Genomic DNA, 18,488 nt, shown 5'->3' with positions numbered 1-18,488 from the left:
TCACAGCTCCCACACGACGGGCAGCGACGCGTCGGAGCCGCCCGCCGAGTAGTCGTGCGCGATCTCCGTCAGCTCGCCCATCCGGGCCTGCCAGGCGACGTTGACCGGGAGTTTGGCCAGTTCGGCGATCATCGCCGCGTAGTCCCCGACCTCCAGGACATGGAAGAGGTCGGTGCCGCTGCGCCAGATCGTCCAGGAGGTGGCACCGGCCGCGCGGATCGCGGTGACCAGTTCCTCCGGCACCTGCCGGTGCGCGGCCTCGTACTCCTCGATCCGGTCCTCGCGGACCTTCGTGTGCAGCGCGACTCTCATGGCGGGTCTCCCTCCGTGCCTGTTCCTGGACAGGCCTGTTCCCGACTGTGCCTGTTCGCGGCCGTGTCCATCCCCAGCTCTGTCTATGCCCGGCTGTGTCTGTTCCCGATGGAAAGGTCACTCATGCCGCGGTCTCCCGGGTGACGAGGTCGGCGGCCCAGAAGGATCCGTCCGGATAGGTGTACTCCTCGATCGACGCCGCCCGCATCCCGGCGGAGAAACCGGGTGCCAGGGGCGCGGCATAATGCCCGCGACGCATGACGACCGGGTTCTCGAAGTGCCCGTGCAGATGGTCGACGTACTCGATGACCCGGTCCTCGGTCGTACCGGACAGCGCGACGTAGTCGAACATCGACAGATGCTGCACCAGCTCACAGAGTCCGACCCCGCCCGCATGCGGACACACCGGGATCCCGAACTTCGCTGCGAGCAGCAGGATCGCGAGATTCTCGTTGACGCCGCCGACCCGGGCCGCGTCGATCTGCAGGATGTCGATCGCTTCCGCCTGCAGCAACTGCTTGAAGACGATGCGGTTCTGGACGTGCTCCCCGGTGGCGACCTTGACCGGCGCCACCGCGGCGCGCACCGCCGCGTGGCCGAGGATGTCGTCCGGGCTGGTGGGCTCCTCGACCCAGTACGGATCGAACTCGGTCAGCGCCTTCGTCCACTCGATCGCCTCACCGACGTTCCACCGCTGGTTCGCGTCGATGGCGATCCGGAAGCCGGGACCGACGGCGGCACGGGCGGCCCGCAGCCGCCGGATGTCGTCGCCGAGGTCGGCGCCAACCTTCAGCTTGATCTGGGTGAAGCCGTCGGCGACGGCCTGCCGCGCGAGCCGCGTCAGCTTCTCGTCGGAGTAGCCGAGCCAGCCGGGCGAGGTCGTGTATCCGGGGTAGCCGCGTCGCAGCAGGTCGGCCTCGCGCGCGGCCCGGTCGGGCGCGCCCCGGTGCAGCAGGCCGAGCGCCTCCTCACGGGTGAGGACGTCGGCGATGTAGCGGAAGTCGACCTGGGAGACGAGCCACTCGGGGTCGGCGTCGGACAGCAGCTTCCACAGCGGCTTGTCCGCACGCTTCGCGGTGAGGTCCCACACCGCGTTGACGACGGCGCCGATCGCCATATGCATGACGCCCTTCTCGGGGCCGAGCCAGCGCAGTTGGCTGTCCCCGATCAGGTCGCGGTTCAACGAGCCCGGGTCGGCGCACAAGGCGTCGAGCGGCCGGCCGACGATGTGCCCGCGCAACGCGTCGATCGCGGCGACCTGGACGTCGTTGCCCCGCCCGATGGTGAAGGTGAACCCGTGGCCCTCCAGCCCGTCACCGGCGTCCGTGCGCAGGATCAGGTACGCGGCGGAGTAGTCGGGATCCGGGTTCATCGCGTCCGAGCCGTCCAGCTCGCGCGAGGTGGGGAACCGGATGTCGTACGTGTCGACCGCGGTGATCCGGGCGGTGGTCGGCGTCATGAACGGGCCTCTCACGCTTGGGCGAACGTCTGACGCTGCGCGCCGAGACCGTCGATGGCGAGTTCCACGGTGTCGCCGGCGCGCAGGTACGGGGTCCCGGGCAGTCCGAGGGCGACACCCGCCGGAGTGCCGGTGTTGATGACGTCGCCGGGCTCCAGGACCATGTACTGACTCAGGTACCAGACGAGATGCGCCACGTCGAAGATCATGTCGCCGGTCGCGCTGTTCTGCCGCAGCGTGCCGTTGACCGACAGCCGCAGGCCGAGCTTCTGCGGGTCGCCCGCCTCGTCCGGGGTCACCAGCCAGGGGCCGAGCGGATTGAACGTCTCGCAGGACTTGCCGAGGTCCCACTGCGGGGAGAACTCCAGCTGGAACTCGCGCTCCGAGACGTCGTTGCTCACCGCGTAACCGGCGACGGCGTCGAGCGCCTGCAGCGGCGATTCCAGGTAGCGGGCCCGGCTGCCGATGACGACCGCGAGCTCGACCTCCCAGTCGGTCTTCGACGATCCGCGCGGGATCAGCACCTCGTCGTACGGGCCGATCACCGTGCCCGGATCCTTCATGAAGACCACGGGCCGCGGCGGGATGGGCGCGCCGGTCTCCTCGGCGTGACCGCGGTAGTTGAGGCCGACGCAGACCACCTTGCCGGGGCGCGCGACGGGGGCTCCCACCCGCAGCCCCGTGACGTCCACCACGGGCAGGGTGCCCGCGGCGAGCGCGGTGCGGACCCGGTCCGGGCCGCCGGAGACGAGGAACGCCCCGTCGATGTCGGAGGTGAGCGCGGACAGGTCGAGTACCGCACCTTCGTCGGTGAGGACGCCCGGCCGCTCATGGCCGGAGGCGCCGAAGCGCAGCAGTTTCACGGAGCTTTTCTCTCTGATCGGCCGGGGGTACGGGAAGCCGGAGCCGTCGAATACATCCGATGTCTCGACTGTCATCGGACTCTACGTCGCTCCCGAACCTCAAGGCAAGTGGCCAATGTCGCTTGTCCCATGCCATCTTGAGCGTGAGTTTGCGTGGCTACTTTCGACCCGATGCAAGACGCCAGATCGAGACATCCCATGTCTTTGGGGTGCGGATCCCGGACCGGGCGGGCCCGGGGAGCCCGGCCCGCGACGAGCGCCCCCTTGACCACCCCGCGCCGGCGGGTGCACCGCTATCGGCCCGCCACTTCGGGGTAGCCCTTGGGTATGGCATCGGACGAGCCCGCCCCATTCCCGGACATCTGCGACTTCTGCGGCCAACGCATCGGTGCTCAGGGCCGTCTCGATCTGGTGCCGGACTCTTCGGCGGTGCATGCCCGGGATCCGGGCAAGGACGGGAAGCGGCTGATCGTCGTCTGCTCGCCCCAGCACCTGGTCGCACTGCGGGACGAGTACCGGAGGCGCCCGTTCGTGCCCGAGGAGTTGTGGGCGGGAAAGATCAGCCGCGCGCTGCAGGACCGCCCCGAGAACCTCATCGGCCCTGACACCCTGTCGGCGGCCACGGGACTGAGCGTGGAGGAGATCGACCGGGCGGTGATCTGGAAGATGGAGCGGATCCGGCGCTGGTACGAGCAGCACGGCGACGGCGCGGAGGGTGATCCGGAGCCCACGCCGCCCGGCCCCTGAGGACCGGCCCCTGAGGATCGGCCCCTGAGGATCGGCCCCTGACGACCCGGCCGGTGCGTCAGGGGTTGTGCGTCAGAGGTTGTGCGGGCGGCGGGCGGGGATCAGGCGTCCGGCTGCGAGCCGTCGCCCAGCGGGCGCCGTGTCGATGCCGGTTCCGGCGGAAGCTGCTCCTCCACCGCCGCTCGCGCCGCTTCCGCGGCCGCGCGTTCGGCGGGCGTCATCGCCCGTTGGGCCCGCCCCTCGTCCGGATCGGTGTCGGGGAGCGGTCCGGTGCCCAGCGGGCGGCGTTGAACTGTCATTCGTGCAGTGTCCTCCCCCTGAGCTCCACCCCGCACCCGGACCCCCGGCCACCGCGATCACCACCTACGGGTGCGCTTCTTGACTACGATGCTCGGCCTATGACGTCATCAACGAGCGACTCCGCACCGGACACCTTCGAGCTCGGCGACACGACTACGATCCCGCGTCTGGGCTTCGGCGCGATGCAGCTGCCGGGCCGGTGGAACGGGCCCGCCGTTGACCCGGCGGCGGCGGTGGCCGTCGCGCGCCATGCCGTCGAACTGGGCGCCCTGCACATCGACACGGCCGCCTTCTACTTCTCGGGCGCCACCCACGCCAACGACATCCTGCGCGAGGCGCTGCACCCCTATCGCGCGGGCGTCACGATCGCCACCAAGGTCGGTCCGATGCGCGCGCCGACCGGCGAGATGACCGGTGAGGCCGCACCGGGCCAGTTGCGCGCCGCCGTGGAGCAGAACCTGCGGGACCTCGGCCTCGACGTCCTGGACCTGGTGTACCTACGGGTGGGCCGCCTCGGAACGGGCGGCGATGTCCCGGTCGGCGACCGGTTCGCCGCCCTGGCCCGGTTGAGGGACGAAGGCCTGATCCGGCACCTCGGGGTCAGCAACGTGACCAGCGGGCAACTCGCGGAGGCCCGTTCGATCGCACCGGTCGCCGCGGTGCAGAACCGCTTCGGTGTACTCGATCAGGAGGACGTCGCGCTGGTCGACGAGTGCGCCGACGCCGGGATCGCCTTCATGCCGTTCTTCGCGCTCGGCGGCGGTCACAGCCCGCTCTCCGACGAGAACCTGCACAAGGTCGCGGCGCGGCACCGTGCGACGGCGATCCAAGTGGCCATCGCCTGGGGCCTGGCCCGTTCACCCTCGATCGTTCAGATCCCCGGCACCGGATCGCTCTCCCACCTGGCGGAGAACATGGCGGCGGGCGACCTCGTACTCGACGACGCCGACATGGCGCTGCTCGGCCGGCGGTAGCCCGCTGCCCACCGGCTCCCGCGGTCGGGCCTCAGTCCTCGGTCCGGGCCCGGCCGGCGGCGAAGGCGGCGTCGAGCCAGTGGCTCACGGCGAGCGCGGCGGCCGGGTCGGCCTGGACGATCCGGGCCACCACGGACTCGTTCTCGCTGCCGGCTCCGTCCCGTACCCCGGTACGGGCCAGCGCGCGCAACAGGGTGTCCCCGGCGTCATCGGCACCGGCACCGTCGGCGTCCGTGCCGCCGGAGGCATCGCCGTCGGCTTCGGTCCGCCGGGCCGCCTTCCGGTTGGCGTGGGCGGTCAGTTCGCCCTGCACGAACGGATCGGAGTCCGGATCGTAGGGGCCGGCGTGCGTGGTGAGCAGATCGACGATGCGCTCCCACTCCTCGACCGCCGGGCTGATGGGACCGTCCTCGCCGTCCTCACCCTGTTCCCCGCCCTGTTTTCCGCCGTCCTCCTCGGACTGGGCCTTCTCCAGCTCTTCCTCGGCCTCGTGATGCGCCATGCCCCGCGCGGCCCGGCGGACCGAGGACCGGACGGCGTGCGCCTCGTCGAAGGAATCGGTTTCGGAGCCCGTGGTGCCGGGCGTGTGGGGGTGCTGATCGGCGGTCATCGGTCTGCCTCGCATTCATGGACTCAGGCGTACGTCGTCCCGCCCAGCGGCTGTGCGGCGGCCGCCATGGCGGCCCCGTTACGACACCGGAGTCTACGGAATCGGCGCCGGTCCTCCCCAGCCGGCCCAGGGCGGGCGCTGAAGTCCCCCTGGTCGATGACCGGTTGCCGGCACCCGGCGGATAGGATCTGGCCCGGCCGCCAGAAGCCGACCATAGGAGTGCGCGCGTGACCGGGATATCCGTCCGACAGGCCGTCATCGCCGAGGAGGAGACCGTCGCCCGGCTCCTGGCGACCGTGTTCGACGAACTGCCGCTGCACAGCTGGCTGGTCCCCGTGCGCGAACGGCACCCGGCGATCTTCCCGCACTTCTTCCGGATCCTGGTCGGGCACGCGCTGCGCCACGGCACAGTCCATGTGACCGACGATCTGCGGGCCGCCGCGGTATGGCTGCCGGAGCCCGCCCCCGCCATCGAGGGCTACGACGCGCTGCTGTCGGCCGCGTGCCAGGAGCACGTCGGACGGTTCCACGAGCTCGACGAGGCCATGGAGCGCGCCCATCCCACCGGTCTCGGCGATTACGAGCACCTGGCGTTCCTGGTCGTCCACCCGGACCTGCAGGGCAACGGCATCGGCTCGCGGCTGCTCCGGCTGCACCACGAGACGCTCGACCGGGCCGGCCGCCCGTCCTATCTGGAGGCGACCAGCCCCGCCAGCCGCCAGCTCTACCTGCGGCACGGCTACACCGATCTCGGCGAGCCGCTGGCCCTGCCCTTCGACCCCGCGGCGATGTACCCGCTCTGGCGGCCGGTCCACGGCACCGAGTGACGCCGCCTCCGCAGACGTAGCGGACGGGCAGCCGACGGGCAGCGGCGTCAGGCGATCCAGGGCCGGGTGGAGCGGACCTGGAAGGCCGCCACCGCCACCAGCGCCGCCAGCGCCAGAACGGCGATCAGCAGCGGCAGCGCCGGATCCGAGTTCTGGATGAGCAGCCCGCCGGCCAGCGCCCCCAGGAACATCGCGATCGCCGACAGGGCACGGGTCCCGGCCTTGCTGGCGGTGCCTCCCGCGAGCCGCCCGTCGGCGGCGATGCCGGTGATGGTGAGCGTCAGGACCGTGGTGGTGAGATCGGGGACGCCCAGCCGGCGGGCGGCGGCGTTCTGCCCGCCCATCGCCAGCCCGAGCAGGACGATGAGCAGATAGCGGACGGCCGTCGACGGTGGATCGGCGGTCAGTTCACTGCTCAGGTAGGCCGCCAGGACGAGGACGCCTTCGAGGGCGGTCGCCGCGAGCAGCAGTCGTGCGCGGTGGTCAGGGAAACGGTTGGCGCTCCGCCCGCCGACCACCGCCCCCACGACGAAGGAGACGAGCGACATCAGCGAGGCCATCAGGGAGAAGCCTTCGGCACCGGCCAGCGAGAAGGCCATGAAGACGACGTTGCCCGTCATGTTGGCCACGAAGACATGTCCCAGCACCAGATAGCTGAAGGCGTCGACGAGCCCGGTGACGACGGTCAGTGCGAGGAGCAGCGGCGGCAGCGGCCCATGGCGGCTGTCGAGGTCGGGGACCAGGGTCTTCCAGGCATCGCGCAGGACGGTGCTCACGGCGACGGCTCCCTTCGAGTGAGATGGAGACGGCGTCCGGACGGCATCGGATCCGACCTCCACGCCAAGGCATACACCACCCCACCGCCGGGCCCCGGCTACGACGCCCACCGCCGCCGCCCGCGCCCGCGTGCCGTCTGCGGTGCGGTGGCACGCCGTGGGCGTCAACACGCCGTTCCGCCATTCGGCTGTACCGCGGTCGGCGACACACGGGCGCCGTACGGGATTTAAGCCCGGCTTCAACCATTCTTCCTACTCTTCCCGCATCGGTACCTCCCTTTCTGCCGTAGGAGACCCCCCATGCGTTTCTCCACTTCACGGACGTCGGCCGCCCTCGCGCAGGAGCAGGTGCTGGCGCTGTTCCGTATCGTCGTCGGGCTGCTCTTCGCGTGCCATGGCGCCGCTTCGCTCTTCGGTGTCCTCGGTGGTGCGTTCGGCGGCGGGACCGTCGCGTCCGGTACCTGGCCGGGCTGGTACGCGGCGGTGATCCAGTTCGTCGGCGGCGGGCTGGTGATGCTCGGCCTCGGCACCCGCTACGCCGCGCTGATCTGCTCCGGCTCGATGGCCTACGCGTACTTCACGGAGCACCAGCAGCACGCCCTGTGGCCGATCCAGAACGGCGGCGAGCCGGCCGCGATGTACGCCTGGACGTTTCTGCTGATCGTCGTCGCCGGGCCGGGCCGCTGGTCGCTCGACGCGCTGTTCGGGCGGATCGCGGCCAACAGGACCGCGACGTCCGCCGCACCCGCCGCGGCGGCATTCTCCTCCGGCCCGCACGACGGGGACGACACCGCTTCCGTGAGCCCCGCACGATCCGAGGTCCCCGCCTCCTCCTCGGTGTAACGGGCGGAACTCAGCCGGTCGTACGGAGGGACGGACACGGTTCGGGTCCGTCCCTCCCGAGATCTTCACGGGGGCGGCGGAGCCGGGGACAATCGCGTCCATGAGCGAAGAGTCACCACGAAACTATCTGGCCGCGGTGGAAAGCCGGCTGGCGGCCGACGGCTGCAATCCGCAGTGGCAGGACTGGTCCGGCGTCCGTGTGCTGGCCGGCCGGCGGTCCGACTTCCGGCTGCGCTGGATGGCCACCAACCTGCACGTGTTCACGATCGCCGCGGCCGTCCCCGAGATAACCGCCGCCACCGTCGACACGTTCACCACGCAGACCCTGAGCTTCGCCAAGAAGAACAAGGGCGGCCTGCCGGTGGGGATGCAGACCGGGGTCGCCGTCTTCCCCGTCCTCGTCAGCGAGCGCGTCGATCCGGCCGCGATGGCGTGGGCGGAGGAGAAGCAGCGCAACCAGTTCGCCTGCTTCGCCCGGCCCGTCGTGGTCGACACCGCACGGCACTACGTCGGACTCTTCCGCGGCAAGCCCGCACTGGGCTGGATCTACTCGTCGCATCTCATCGAGAAGGGCGACCGCTACTTCAACCACCCGGCCTGAGGGGTCCTCAGGCGTTCCCCGCGGCGACGAGCCTCCTCAGCCAGTCGAGGTCGATCCCTTCGAGACTGCCGCGCACCGTCCGGCCGGGCGCCGCGGGGATGGGTGCGAGTGACGGCACCGCGAGCACGACGCAGCCCGCGGCCTCCGCCGAGGCCACTCCGACCGGGGTGTCCTCCACCGCGAGGCAACCGGCGGCCGGCACGCCGAGTGACCTGGCGGCGGCGAGATACGGGTCGGGGGCGGGCTTCGTGGCGGAGGTCTCGCCCTCGGCGACGGTGACCTGGAAGCGGTACGCGCCCAGGGTCTTCAGTACCGCGTCCACGACACTTCGCGGCGACGCCGACACCAACCCGATCGGAACGCCCTCGCGTTCCAGCAGGTCGAGGAGTTCGACGGCGCCGGGCCGTGCGACGGTCCGCTCCTGGACCGCGGCGAGGAACCGGCGGTCGAGTTCGGCCGCGAGCCCGCCCGGCTCGCGGCCGGTGCCACTACCTGTGCCGGTGCCGGTACCTGTGCCGGCGCCTTTGCCGGTGATCTCGTGCAGATGGGCGGCGGTGTCGTGGACGCTCCGGCCCAGGACGGCCGGCAGGTCCGCGTCGCCGAGGTGGTGGCCGAGCTCCTGGGCGAGCGCCGCGACCGTCTGCCACCACAGGGTTTCGGTGTCGACGAGGGTGCCGTCCATGTCGAACAGCACCGCCTGCGGCGCCGCGGTGAAGGGTCGTCCGTCGAGCGTCCAGTGCCGGTCGGCGGTCCGGCCCAGGGCCGCGTACACATGCGCCGCCACGTCCTCGTGCCGTACCCGGTCCGGGGTGCGGCCCGCGATGACGTCCGGTCCTGAGCAGGCCACCCAGGCGGTGCGTTCCGCGCCCGACCGGCCGCCGTGGCCGCCCGCCCGGACATGGCCGTGGTCCGTCACCACGATCACCGTCCAGTCCTCGCCGTCGTAGCCGGCCCGGTTGCGAACGGCGGCCAGAATGCGGCCCAGCCGCTCGTCGGCCCGGACGACGGACCGCTCGTACTCCTCCCTGCAGCCGAGCAAGTGAGCGGTCTCGTCCGGGGCGCCGAGGTAGACGAACGAGGCCTCGGGGTCGTCGGTGCCCAGCACCCGCACGGCGTCCTCGGTGATCTGCTCGTCGCAGTCCTCCCACGCCTGTGGGGTGTCGGCGGCCGGGGCGCTGTAGCTCAGCCGGGACGGGTGCGCGAAGAGCGGCCCGCCGTTCGCCACGGTGACCAGGGGGTCCCAGCCGGCGGCGACATACGTGCGCCTGCCGTCCTGCCGGGCGAGGCGGGTGGCGAAGTCGGGAAAGACCCCGAGCCGGTTCCCGGAGAAGTCGTTGCTCCAGACCGCGTGCTTGTCGACGGTGACCCCGGTGGTGATGGTGGCCCAGCACGGCCCGGACATCGTGGGCGTGCCGTCGGCGACCTCGACGGCGGCCAGGAAGCCGGCGGCCGCAACCGCGTCGATGTGCGGGGTCGGAAGCGCGAGGAGGACGTCGTGCCGGACGCCGTCGATCCCGACGACCAGGACACGGCGCGCCTTCTCCGGCGTGGATGCGGACTGGGACGGCTCGGACAACGGGGGTTCCTCTCGGGCGGAACGGACGCGGACGGTGGTGACGGGCGAGGCGGTTCAGGCGGAGTGCACGAGTGCGGCGGCATGCACCGGGTGCGCGAACGGCAACCCCTCTGCGTACCGCTCCAGTTCATCGATGGCGGTATCGGCGAGCCGCCGCAGCTCGCCGCCCAGCGAGCCCGCCATGTGCGGGGTCAGCAGAACGTTCGGCAGGTCGTAGAGCGGGGAGCCCGCCGGGAGGACGTCGGGGACGGTGATGTCCAGGACCGCGTGCAGGCGGCCGGAGACGAGTTCGGCCGTGAGCGCCTCGGTGTCGACGAGCGAACCGCGCGCGGTGTTGACGAGCGTGGCGCCGTCGCGCATCAGGGCGATCCTGGCGGCGTCGAACAGGTTTCGGGTCTCGGGCAGTTCGGGGGCGTGGATGGTGACCACGTCGCTGCGCCGCACCAGGTCGTCGAGTTCGACCGACGTCGCGCCCAGAAGGGCCGCCTCGGATGGTGCGAGATATGGGTCGTGGACGAGGACGCTGAGGTCGAACGGCCGCAGGAGTTCGATGACGCGGCGGCCGACGGCGGAGGCGCCGACCACGCCGATGGTGCGTCGGTAGTTGCCGACCGTGGGGAAGCGTTCGAGGAGCCGCACCCGGTCGCGGGTACGCCGGTAGGCCTCGGCACCCGCCAGGACGCGCTTGTTGGCGAAGAGGACGGCGGCGAGCGTGTACTCGGCGACCGGCAGCGCGTTGGCGGCCGCGGCCGTCGAAACGGTGATGCCGCGTTCCCAGGCCGCCTCCGTCATATGGCCCTTGACGGAACCCGCCGCGTGCACCACGGCGCGCAGCCGTGGCATCGCGGCGAGCGCCTGCCGTGTCAGGGGCGGGCAGCCCCAGCCGGTGAACAGCACTTCCGCCTCCCGCAGAGCGGTGGTCAGCGGGGCGTCACGGGGGCTGAAGTCGACGGCCAGCAGGCCGGTGTCGATCAGCGCGGTGCGTTCGAGGCGGCGCAGGGCGGCCGGGTCGAGCACGGAGTCCCGGGTCTCGGCGCTCATGGCCAGGACGGTGCGGGGACGGTTCACTTGACGGCTCCGGCGGTGAGGCCGGAGCGCCAGAAGCGCTGCAGGCCGATGAAGACGGCGATCAGGGGCAGTACGGCGACGAGGGCTCCGGTGATCGCCAGGCTGTAGTACTCGGGGTTGTTCACGACGACGGTGTTCCAGTTGTAGATGCCGAGGCCGACCGGGTAGAGGCTCTGGTCGTTGAGCATCATCAGCGGCAGGTAGAAGCTGTTCCAGCTGCCGGTGAACGAGAACAGGAAGATGGTCATGAAGCCCGGCGCCAGCATGGGCAGCGAGACGGTACGGAACGTCTTCAGCTCGCTCGCGCCGTCCATCCGGGCCGCTTCCAGCACCTCGTTCGGAATGTAGCCCTCGGAGAAGACCCGGGCCAGATAGACCCCGAACGGGTTGACGAGGGACGGGATCAGCACCGCCCAGTAGGTGTTGACGAGGCCTGCCTCGGAGGCGAGCAGGTACATGGGCAGCGAGATGACGGTGCCGGGCACGAGGATGCCGGCGAGGACGACACCGAAGAGCTTGTCCTTGCCCGCGAAGTGGTACTTGTCGAAGGCGTATCCGGCGGCCACGCAGATGAGGGTCGAGACGAGCGAGCCCACGAGCGAGTACAGCAGGCTGTTGAGCAGCCAGCGTCCGTAGATGCCGCCGTCGGCGGTGAACACGGCCCGGAGGTTGTCGAAGAGGTGGAACGCGCCGAGGGTGAAGCCGCCGGTGCCGAACAGATCGCCGTGGTCCTTGGTCGCCGCGATCAGCAGCCAGGCCAGCGGCATCAGGGTGTAGAGGGCGGCGACGGCGAGCAGGCCGTTGACGGCCGCCCGGGACAGCAGGGCGCCGGTGGGCCGCGGGCGCCGGGAACGTCCGGCCGGGCGGCGGCGATCCGGCTCGGACGTCTCGGGAACGAGTGCCGGAAGTGTGTCGGGGACGGCCTGGCGGCCGTCGAGATCAAGGGTGCTCATGCCGTCTTCCCCCGGTTTCCGATCCTGGTGACGATGAAGGAGAGCGCGGCGGCGGCCAGGGCCAGCAGCAGCGAGGACGCGGCGGCCAGACCGTAGTCATGGCGTTCGAAGGCGGCTTTGAAGATGTACATCGTCGGTGACCACGTCGAGCCGAGGGAGGAGGCCCGGCTGGAGAGGATCTTGGGCTCGTTGAAGAGCTGGACCGCGCCGACACAGGTGAACAGCAGGGTCAGCACCACGGACGAGCGGATCACCGGCACCTTGATCTGCCAGGCGATCCGCAGTTCGCCCGCCCCGTCGACGACCGCCGCCTCCAGCGTCTCGCGCGGGACGGCCTGCAGCGCGGCGTAGAAGATCACCATGTTGTAGCCGATCCACTGCCACACCGCGATATTGATCATCGAGGAGAGCGCGTGGTCGGCGGAGAAGAAGGCCCAGTTGCCGCCGAGGCTCTCGATCCAGCCGGTGACCGGGCTGAGTCCGGGCGTGTAGAGGTAGATCCAGACGATCGCCGCGATCATGCTGGGCACCGCGTGCGGCAAGAACAGGGCGAGCTGCAGGAAGCGCTTCGCCCTGCTGAGGGCGGAGTCCAGCAGCAGCGCGAGGACGAGCGCGCCACCGATCATCACCGGGATGTAGGCGACGCAGTAGACGGCGATGTGCACGAACGAGGTACGGAACGCCGGGTCGGACAGGGCTCTGGAGTAGTTGCCCAGGCCCGAGAAGACGCGTTCGGTGCCGCCGAAGCCGAGGCCGGAGGAGCGTTCCTGGAACAGGCTCATCCACACCGCGTAGCCGATGGGCGCCACCATCACGAGGCCGAACAGGGCGAAGAACGGGACCAGGAGCACGGTCACGGCGCCGCGCTGGCCCGGCCGGGCGGCGGCGCGGCGGCGCGGGGTCCGGGCGAGTGGTACTGCCACGGGGGACTCCTTGGGAGCGGGGTCGTGGGGAGTGAGGGCCCGCCGGGCACGTCATCGCGTGCCCGGCGGGCGGTCGGAGGACCGGACGACGGGGCCGGCGGGCGTGCCCGCCGGCCCGGCGGTCACTTGACCAGGTTCAGCCCGCGCTCCTTGATGCCCTTCTCTGCGGACGCCTGACCGGCCGTCAGCCCCTGGGTCAGGTTTCCCTTGGCCGCCGCGTCGGTGATGGCGGTGTTGGTCGCGATCTGCACGGGGCCGAACGTCCAGCCCGGGACGATGGTGTCGACCTGCGCGCCGGCGATCCTGTAGACGTCGAAGCCCGCGTAGTAGGCCCCGCCCTTGAACGCCTTCGCCGCCACGTCACGCATCTCGACGTTGGCGGGCAGGGCGCTGCTCGGGGAGGTCAGCGAGCTGAGGCGGGCGGTGACGGCGGCCGCGTCCGTGGTGACCCACTGGGAGAACTCGGCCGCCTCCTTGACGTGCTTGCTGCCCTTCGGCACGGCGTACGTGGTGCCGCCGTAGCCGCCGCTGGCGGGCTTCCCGTCCCAGGTGGGCAGCGGGGCGATCCCCCACTTGCCGCTCAGCTTGGGCATCGCGACGGTCATGCCGCCCGCGCTCCAGGAGGCGCCGATGAAACTGGCGACGGTGCCGGAGGTCCTGGCCTTGGTCTCGTCCTCGCTGCCGGCCGGGATGGAGTTGACGACGCCGCTGTCGACGAGTCCCTGCCAGTAGGCGGCGACCTTCTGCGATGCGGCGTCGTCGATGCCGACCTTCCAGGCGTCGCCCTCGGTGCTGAACCACTTGCCGCCGCCCTGCCAGGCGAGGGCCGCGAGCAGCACGGCGTCGTTGTCGGCCCAGGACGCGATGTGCACGTTCTTGTCGGCCTGCTGGAGCTTCTCGCCGGCGGTCTTGAACTCGGCCCAGGTCTTGGGGACGGCTATGCCGTACTTCTGGAACAGGTCCGTGCGGTAGTAGTACAGCTGGGGCGCGACGTCGTAGGGCACGGCCCAGGTCTTGCCGCCGAAGGTCACCAGGTTCTGGATGGAGGCCGGGAACTTCTGCTTGACGGTGTCGCCGGCCTGCTCGGTCAGGTCCTCGAGCAGTCCCTGGCTGGCGAACTCCGGAAGCTGGGTGTACTCGATCCCCGCCACGTCGGGGGCGTTGCCGGCCTTGACCGCGTTGGTGATCTTGGAGTATCCGTCCGGACCCCCGGCGATCTCCGAGTACTTGACCTGGATGTTCTTGTGGGTCTTGTTGAACGCGTCGACGGTCGCCTGGGCGCCCTTGGCCCACCCCCAGTACGTCAGGGTGACCGGCTTGGCGTCCGGCGCGGCGCCGCCGGCCGCGGCCTTGTCCCCGCCGCAGGCGGTGGTGGCCAGCGCGAGGGAGGCCACAGCGGCCGCGAGCGCGAGACGGGTCGTACGGGAGGTGGGCTGGGAGTTGGGCTTCATTGCGCGTGCTCCTACGGTGACCCCGACAGATGAGGTGAATGCAGGCCATCATTTGCGCAACATCGATCGCCGTCAAGAGCGAATGAGTGATTCGATCGTCTAGAGCGGATATCGATCAGATAACTGCGATCACTCGCTCACCGTACTACCGGCCGCCGCACCGCAGGACTGCCGTACCCGCAGCTCCGGCAGCAGCTCCACATGCCGGCGCGGCTGCGCCGGGGACCCCTGGGAGTGCTCCGCGAGCCGGTCCAGCAGCAGGTCGGCGGCGAGCGCCCCGACCACGCGCTTCGGCGGGGCGACCGCGGTCAGCGGCAGGTCCGCGAGACCGGCGACCTCGTCGTCGTACGCGATCAGGGCCAGGTCCTCGGGCACCCGCACACCGCGCGCCTGCAGCCGTGGGATGAGCACGATGGCGTCCGCGTCGCTGTGCACCAGCGCCGCCGTCACCCCGTGCTTGCCGACCGCGTCGCACAGGTACTCCAGCGTCCGGTCGAACCGGTCCGACTCGTCCCGCGACGGCTCCAGTTCCAGCGGCGACCGGGGGGCCGGTTCGAGGCCCAGCGCCTCGACGGCCGCCGCGTGCCCGATGGCCAACTGCACGGCGGTCGGGCTCTCCTGGGCGGCCAGCGCGACCGTGCGGTGCCCGAGCGAGGCCAGATGGCGCACGGCGAGCGCGGCACCGTGCGCGTGGTCGGTACGCACCCGGTCCAGCGCCGCCGCCGGGCTGCCCAGCGGCGCCCAGCGCTCCACCAGCACGGCGGGAACGCCCTGCTGCGCGATCCACTCCTCCTGGCCGGGCTCCGGCACGCCGTGTCCCCAGCTCGGGGTGAGCAGCAGTCCGTCGGCACCGGTCGACAGCAGCCGCGCGGCCTGCGCCCGGTCCTCGTGCGGCAGGTACTGCGACAGGCCGATGACCAGGCGCGCGCCACGGGTGGCGGCGGCCTCACGGGCGCCGGCGACGACGGCCGCGAAGTAGTAGTCGGTGGTGGGCACGACCATGCCGATCACGGGCCCCTGGCCGCCGCCGGCCGGGCCGGCGGGAGCACTCGGCGCGGCCCGGTCCGCGGCCTGCGGATCCTGCGGCCGGACGACCGAGCCGTGCAGCCTGCGCACCCGCCCCTGCGCGGCCAGCGTCTCCACGTCCCGGCGCAGGGTGACGGCGGAGACCCCCAGCTCGGCGGCCAGGTCGGCGACCCGGATACTGCCTCGTTCGCGGACGAGCTTCAGCACCAGTTCATGACGCTGGTCGACGTGCATCCGCATTGGATTCCCCCTGGTCGCGGCAGCAATGGCCGGCCGTGTGCGATCCGCTCACGACACTGACCGCACTCTACGCCTCTATCATATCGATCGCTTTCCGATCGTTACGATCGATCGCCCGCAGAGAGGCCGCCACGACACCAGCTTGAGGAGAGCTGTGCTCACACCACCATCGCCGTGTGGATCCAGCGCTGGATCCGGTACGGCAGCCACCACGCCAGCTCGCCGACCTCACCGATGAGCCGCTCCTCGCGGAAGTCGGCCAGTACCTCCGCGGGGAGCTCCGCGGCCGGTGCGCCGTGCTCCAGCAGGGTGATGGCCCGGTGGTAGTGCGGCTCCTCCGCGGTGAAGCGGTGCAGTTCGCCCCAGCGCCGGTCGCGGATCTGCACGAAGCCGGGACCGTTGCGCCAGATGCACTTGCACAGGTAGTGCCCGTCGCGCCATTGGCGCACCACCTCCTCCGGGTCCGGCGGACCCTCCACCTCCAGGGGCGGGTGCAGATGGTTGAGCGGCAGCCAGGCCTCCGGATCCGGGCCGGTCCGCAGCCGCCAGTCGACGTAGACGGCGCGGGCGGTCAGATCGCGGATCAGGCACAGCGTGCGGACGGTGTCCACGGCCGCGGCGGGGTCGGTCAGATCGACGACGCCCGGCAGTTCGACCCGGCGCGCGCCCTGGTCCCACAGCTGCCGGACCGCCGCCGATCCGCCGCCCTGCACCTCCAGCTGGCCCAGCAGCATGCCGGGCAGCTCGCAGGCGGCCGGATCGTGGTCGCGCCAGGCGGTGATCGTCAGCGTGGCCGGTGGCCGGGTGGTGTCGGTGGTGATGCTCAACGGAGTCTCCTTCGCCTGCGCGGAAGCTGGTGCTGTTGTGTGCCGGGCCGACGCCGATGCAGCGACAGAAGGGTGCCGGGGCCGGTCACACCAGGGCCGGGGGCTGAACCTGCCGGACCTGGTGGGCGTAGCGCATGAAGTCCAGCCGCAGCATGTCCTCGTTCACCGCGGGCGGCGCCACGTGGACGTACTGGCCGCCGTCGGTGAACACCATGCCCAGCCGGCGCCATTCGAGCAGCAGCTCCAGGACCGACGCCTCGGTGACGGCCACCCCCGGGTTGCGGGCGGCGATCTTGCGGGTGAGGGCGGCCGGCGCGTGCGGCTGCTCCAGCAGCCGGAACGCGGACACCTGGACGGGGTCGGTGAGTTCGAGGGTGGTCCAGTCGAAGGCGCGCCGGCGGTTGACCAGGATGACGCGGTCACCGAGGTCCGCGTGGGTGAGACGGCTGCTGCGGTAGTTCGTCTTCCAGGCGGCGAGGGCGTCGTTGAGCGGCTTGACCGTCTCGTCGCCCACGCCGCGCGGCGGCACGTCGAAGACGTACGCCAGGTCGAGCATCTCCGACTCCGGCAGGTCGTACGTCAGCCGGTAGGGCTCGGCGGGACGCAGTTCGGAGAAGCCCAGTTCCGGCTTGTTGAAGTAGGGGCTGAACCGTTCGATGGCGATCCGGGCCGACAGGTCGACCGGCGGGTTGAGGTGCTCCAGGGCCGGGATCTGGGCGATGACGTCGTCGTAGTCGGCGGCGGTCTCGCCGGGGAAGCCGTGCAGGTAGTTCCAGGAGATGGACAGCCCCACCGCGGCACCGTCGCGCAGCATCCGCACGTTCTGGGTGCCGCTGACCCCCTTGTCCATCAGGTCGAGCACCCGGCTGTTGAGGCTCTCGATGCCGGGCTGTACATAGATCAGTCCGGCGTCGGCGAGGATCTGCAGCTGGTTGACGCGCATGTTGGACTTGATCTCGATGTGCATGCGCAGGTCGTAGTCGCTCTCGATGATGCGGGGCAGGACGGTGCTGAGGTAGCCCATGTCGAGGATGTTGTCGACGACGTACATGTCCAGCACCTTGTGCTTCTCGGCGAGGCCGATGATCTCCTCGTAGAAGGTGTCAGGGCTCTTGCTGCGGAACTGCATCGACGAGCCGTTGAGGCCGCAGAACGTGCAGTGGTGCTTCTCCCCCCACCAGCAGCCGCGGGCGCCCTCGACCACCAGCTTCGGCTCCACCCAGGACCGGGCCTTCGACGCGGCCAGCCGCTCGAAGTAGCCGGTGTAGTCGGGCGGCAGGATGGCGGCCGGCGGCATCGGCACGGTGCTCATCGGGTTGGCCACGCTCCGCCCGTCCACCCGGTGGCACAGACCGGGGACCTTCGTCAGGTCGGTGTCCTCCTGGAGCGCGGTCAGGAGCGCGGGGAACGTCTGCTCGCCCTCGCCGCGGATCACGAAGTCGACGAACGGGAAGTTGCGGTGCACCGACTCGCCCTGCGCGCCGTCGCAGTTGGCGCCGCCCATGACGATGCGGATGTGCGGAGCCATGCGCTTGACGTACTTGGCCGCGGCCAGCGCCGCGGTGTTCTGCTGGAACGTCGAGGTGAAGCCGACGACGTCGGGCTCGGCGGCCACGATCCGGTCGGCCATCAGCTGGACGAACTCGGCCGCGTTCTCGTGCAGTTCGAGGGTCATGGCCATGCGCTCCTTGCGCAGCCGGCCCTTCATCGCCTCGGTGAACTCGGCGACCCGCCACTGCGGGTCCTCGTACAGGGCGGCGGAGAAGACCCAGTCGCCGCATCCCATGAAGTAGGAGGAGAGCGAGAAGTACTCGTAGTCCTCCAGGGTGAACTCCCGTCGCCGGGTGATCCAGTCGACGTATTCGAGGTTGGCGTGCAGCACCTCCGCACTCGCGCCGGGTGTCTTCTCGTCGACGCTGCGCTTGAGGATGCCCAGCGCGAGCGACGGAAGGTCGATGGGGGACCAGGGCATGTTCACCAGGAGTACGCGCACGGCTTCTTCTCTTCCTCGTCGCACAGGGGTCCAGCACAGGGAATCGGTAACGGGGTGCATCGGGTGGCGCGGAGTGGGCCGGCCCGGCGCCTTGAGCCGGGCCGGCCTCCGGACTCAGC

18 protein-coding genes and 1 pseudogene are annotated in these 18,488 nt (G+C 70.8%); 5 read left to right on the top strand and 14 right to left on the bottom strand.

All coding sequences use genetic code 11. The annotated features are described in order from the left end of the window. The 3 genes from LNW72_RS36965 to LNW72_RS36955 all read right to left on the bottom strand — a co-directional run bounded on the left by LNW72_RS36965 (position 1) and on the right by LNW72_RS36955 (position 2,634). Entirely contained in the window at positions 1-312 is a 312-nt protein-coding gene (locus LNW72_RS36965; protein WP_250979394.1) for an L-rhamnose mutarotase, read from the bottom strand. Positions 313-433: 121 nt separating this feature from the next. Then, entirely contained in the window at positions 434-1,771 is a 1,338-nt protein-coding gene (locus tag LNW72_RS36960) for an enolase C-terminal domain-like protein (RefSeq protein WP_250979393.1), read from the bottom strand. Positions 1,772-1,782: 11 nt separating this feature from the next. Beyond that, on the bottom strand, positions 1,783-2,634 hold the full coding sequence (locus tag LNW72_RS36955; protein WP_250979392.1) for a fumarylacetoacetate hydrolase family protein: 852 nt from the start codon (positions 2,632-2,634) through the stop codon (positions 1,783-1,785). Positions 2,635-2,961: 327 nt separating this feature from the next. On the opposite strand from LNW72_RS36955, the gene LNW72_RS36950 reads away from it, so the two are divergent. Then, positions 2,962-3,381, top strand: coding sequence for a hypothetical protein (locus LNW72_RS36950; RefSeq protein WP_250979391.1), 420 nt, complete (start codon positions 2,962-2,964; stop codon positions 3,379-3,381). Positions 3,382-3,482: 101 nt separating this feature from the next. Here LNW72_RS36950 and LNW72_RS36945 read toward each other — a convergent pair whose 3' ends face one another. After that, entirely contained in the window at positions 3,483-3,680 is a 198-nt protein-coding gene (locus LNW72_RS36945; protein ID WP_250979390.1) for a hypothetical protein, read from the bottom strand. A 99-nt stretch (positions 3,681-3,779) separates the two neighbouring features. On the opposite strand from LNW72_RS36945, the gene LNW72_RS36940 reads away from it, so the two are divergent. After that, positions 3,780-4,655 (top strand): oxidoreductase, encoded by an 876-nt coding sequence (locus tag LNW72_RS36940; protein WP_250979389.1) that lies wholly within the window; start codon positions 3,780-3,782, stop codon positions 4,653-4,655. A 31-nt stretch (positions 4,656-4,686) separates the two neighbouring features. Here LNW72_RS36940 and LNW72_RS36935 read toward each other — a convergent pair whose 3' ends face one another. Next, on the bottom strand, positions 4,687-5,265 hold the full coding sequence (locus tag LNW72_RS36935) for a hypothetical protein (RefSeq protein WP_250979388.1): 579 nt from the start codon (positions 5,263-5,265) through the stop codon (positions 4,687-4,689). Positions 5,266-5,492: 227 nt separating this feature from the next. On the opposite strand from LNW72_RS36935, the gene LNW72_RS41845 reads away from it, so the two are divergent. Further along, entirely contained in the window at positions 5,493-6,092 is a 600-nt protein-coding gene (locus tag LNW72_RS41845) for a GNAT family N-acetyltransferase (protein ID WP_250979387.1), read from the top strand. A 47-nt stretch (positions 6,093-6,139) separates the two neighbouring features. On the opposite strand, the gene LNW72_RS36925 is transcribed toward LNW72_RS41845, so the two are convergent. Continuing rightward, on the bottom strand, positions 6,140-6,868 hold the full coding sequence (locus tag LNW72_RS36925; RefSeq protein ID WP_250979386.1) for a YoaK family protein: 729 nt from the start codon (positions 6,866-6,868) through the stop codon (positions 6,140-6,142). A gap of 300 nt (positions 6,869-7,168) precedes the next feature. Here LNW72_RS36925 and LNW72_RS36920 point away from each other — a divergent pair. Together LNW72_RS36920 and LNW72_RS36915 are read left to right on the top strand one after the other, a co-directional pair. Continuing rightward, a pseudogene (locus LNW72_RS36920) lies at positions 7,169-7,621 on the top strand (DoxX family protein); the annotation flags it as partial. A 190-nt stretch (positions 7,622-7,811) separates the two neighbouring features. Beyond that, positions 7,812-8,312 (top strand): levansucrase, encoded by a 501-nt coding sequence (locus LNW72_RS36915; protein WP_250979384.1) that lies wholly within the window; start codon positions 7,812-7,814, stop codon positions 8,310-8,312. Between the two features lie 7 nt (positions 8,313-8,319). On the opposite strand, the gene LNW72_RS36910 is transcribed toward LNW72_RS36915, so the two are convergent. From LNW72_RS36910 to LNW72_RS36875, 8 genes are all read right to left on the bottom strand, one after another. Then, the gene (locus tag LNW72_RS36910) at positions 8,320-9,888 is read right to left on the bottom strand and encodes an HAD-IA family hydrolase (RefSeq protein ID WP_250979383.1); all 1,569 of its coding nucleotides are present in this window, start codon (positions 9,886-9,888) and stop codon (positions 8,320-8,322) included. Positions 9,889-9,942: 54 nt separating this feature from the next. Beyond that, positions 9,943-10,929 (bottom strand): hydroxyacid dehydrogenase, encoded by a 987-nt coding sequence (locus tag LNW72_RS36905; RefSeq protein ID WP_250979382.1) that lies wholly within the window; start codon positions 10,927-10,929, stop codon positions 9,943-9,945. Between the two features lie 23 nt (positions 10,930-10,952). Continuing rightward, a complete protein-coding gene (locus LNW72_RS36900; RefSeq protein WP_374117379.1) occupies positions 10,953-11,909 on the bottom strand; it encodes a carbohydrate ABC transporter permease in 957 nt (318 codons plus the stop codon). Further along, complete coding sequence (locus LNW72_RS36895) at positions 11,906-12,721, bottom strand: carbohydrate ABC transporter permease (protein ID WP_374117440.1); 816 nt, start codon at positions 12,719-12,721, stop codon at positions 11,906-11,908. Before LNW72_RS36895 ends, LNW72_RS36900 begins: the two co-directional genes overlap by 4 nt. Positions 12,722-12,954: 233 nt before the next feature. Continuing rightward, on the bottom strand, positions 12,955-14,283 hold the full coding sequence (locus LNW72_RS36890) for a sugar ABC transporter substrate-binding protein (protein ID WP_250979380.1): 1,329 nt from the start codon (positions 14,281-14,283) through the stop codon (positions 12,955-12,957). Between the two features lie 129 nt (positions 14,284-14,412). Next, on the bottom strand, positions 14,413-15,549 hold the full coding sequence (locus LNW72_RS36885; protein WP_250979379.1) for a substrate-binding domain-containing protein: 1,137 nt from the start codon (positions 15,547-15,549) through the stop codon (positions 14,413-14,415). A 158-nt stretch (positions 15,550-15,707) separates the two neighbouring features. Further along, entirely contained in the window at positions 15,708-16,376 is a 669-nt protein-coding gene (locus LNW72_RS36880; protein ID WP_374117378.1) for a DUF5825 family protein, read from the bottom strand. An 85-nt stretch (positions 16,377-16,461) separates the two neighbouring features. Then, positions 16,462-18,369 carry a RiPP maturation radical SAM C-methyltransferase gene (locus LNW72_RS36875; RefSeq protein ID WP_250979378.1) on the bottom strand — a complete coding sequence of 636 codons (1,908 nt, stop codon included), beginning with the start codon at positions 18,367-18,369 and terminating at the stop codon, positions 16,462-16,464. Between the last annotated feature and the right edge of the window lie 119 nt (positions 18,370-18,488).

Source organism: Streptomyces sp. RKAG293 (assembly GCF_023701745.1).
In the GTDB taxonomy this organism is placed as follows: domain Bacteria; phylum Actinomycetota; class Actinomycetes; order Streptomycetales; family Streptomycetaceae; genus Actinacidiphila.
Note: the sequence above shows the minus strand (reverse complement) of the source record. Positions and strands in the feature narration are given on the sequence as shown.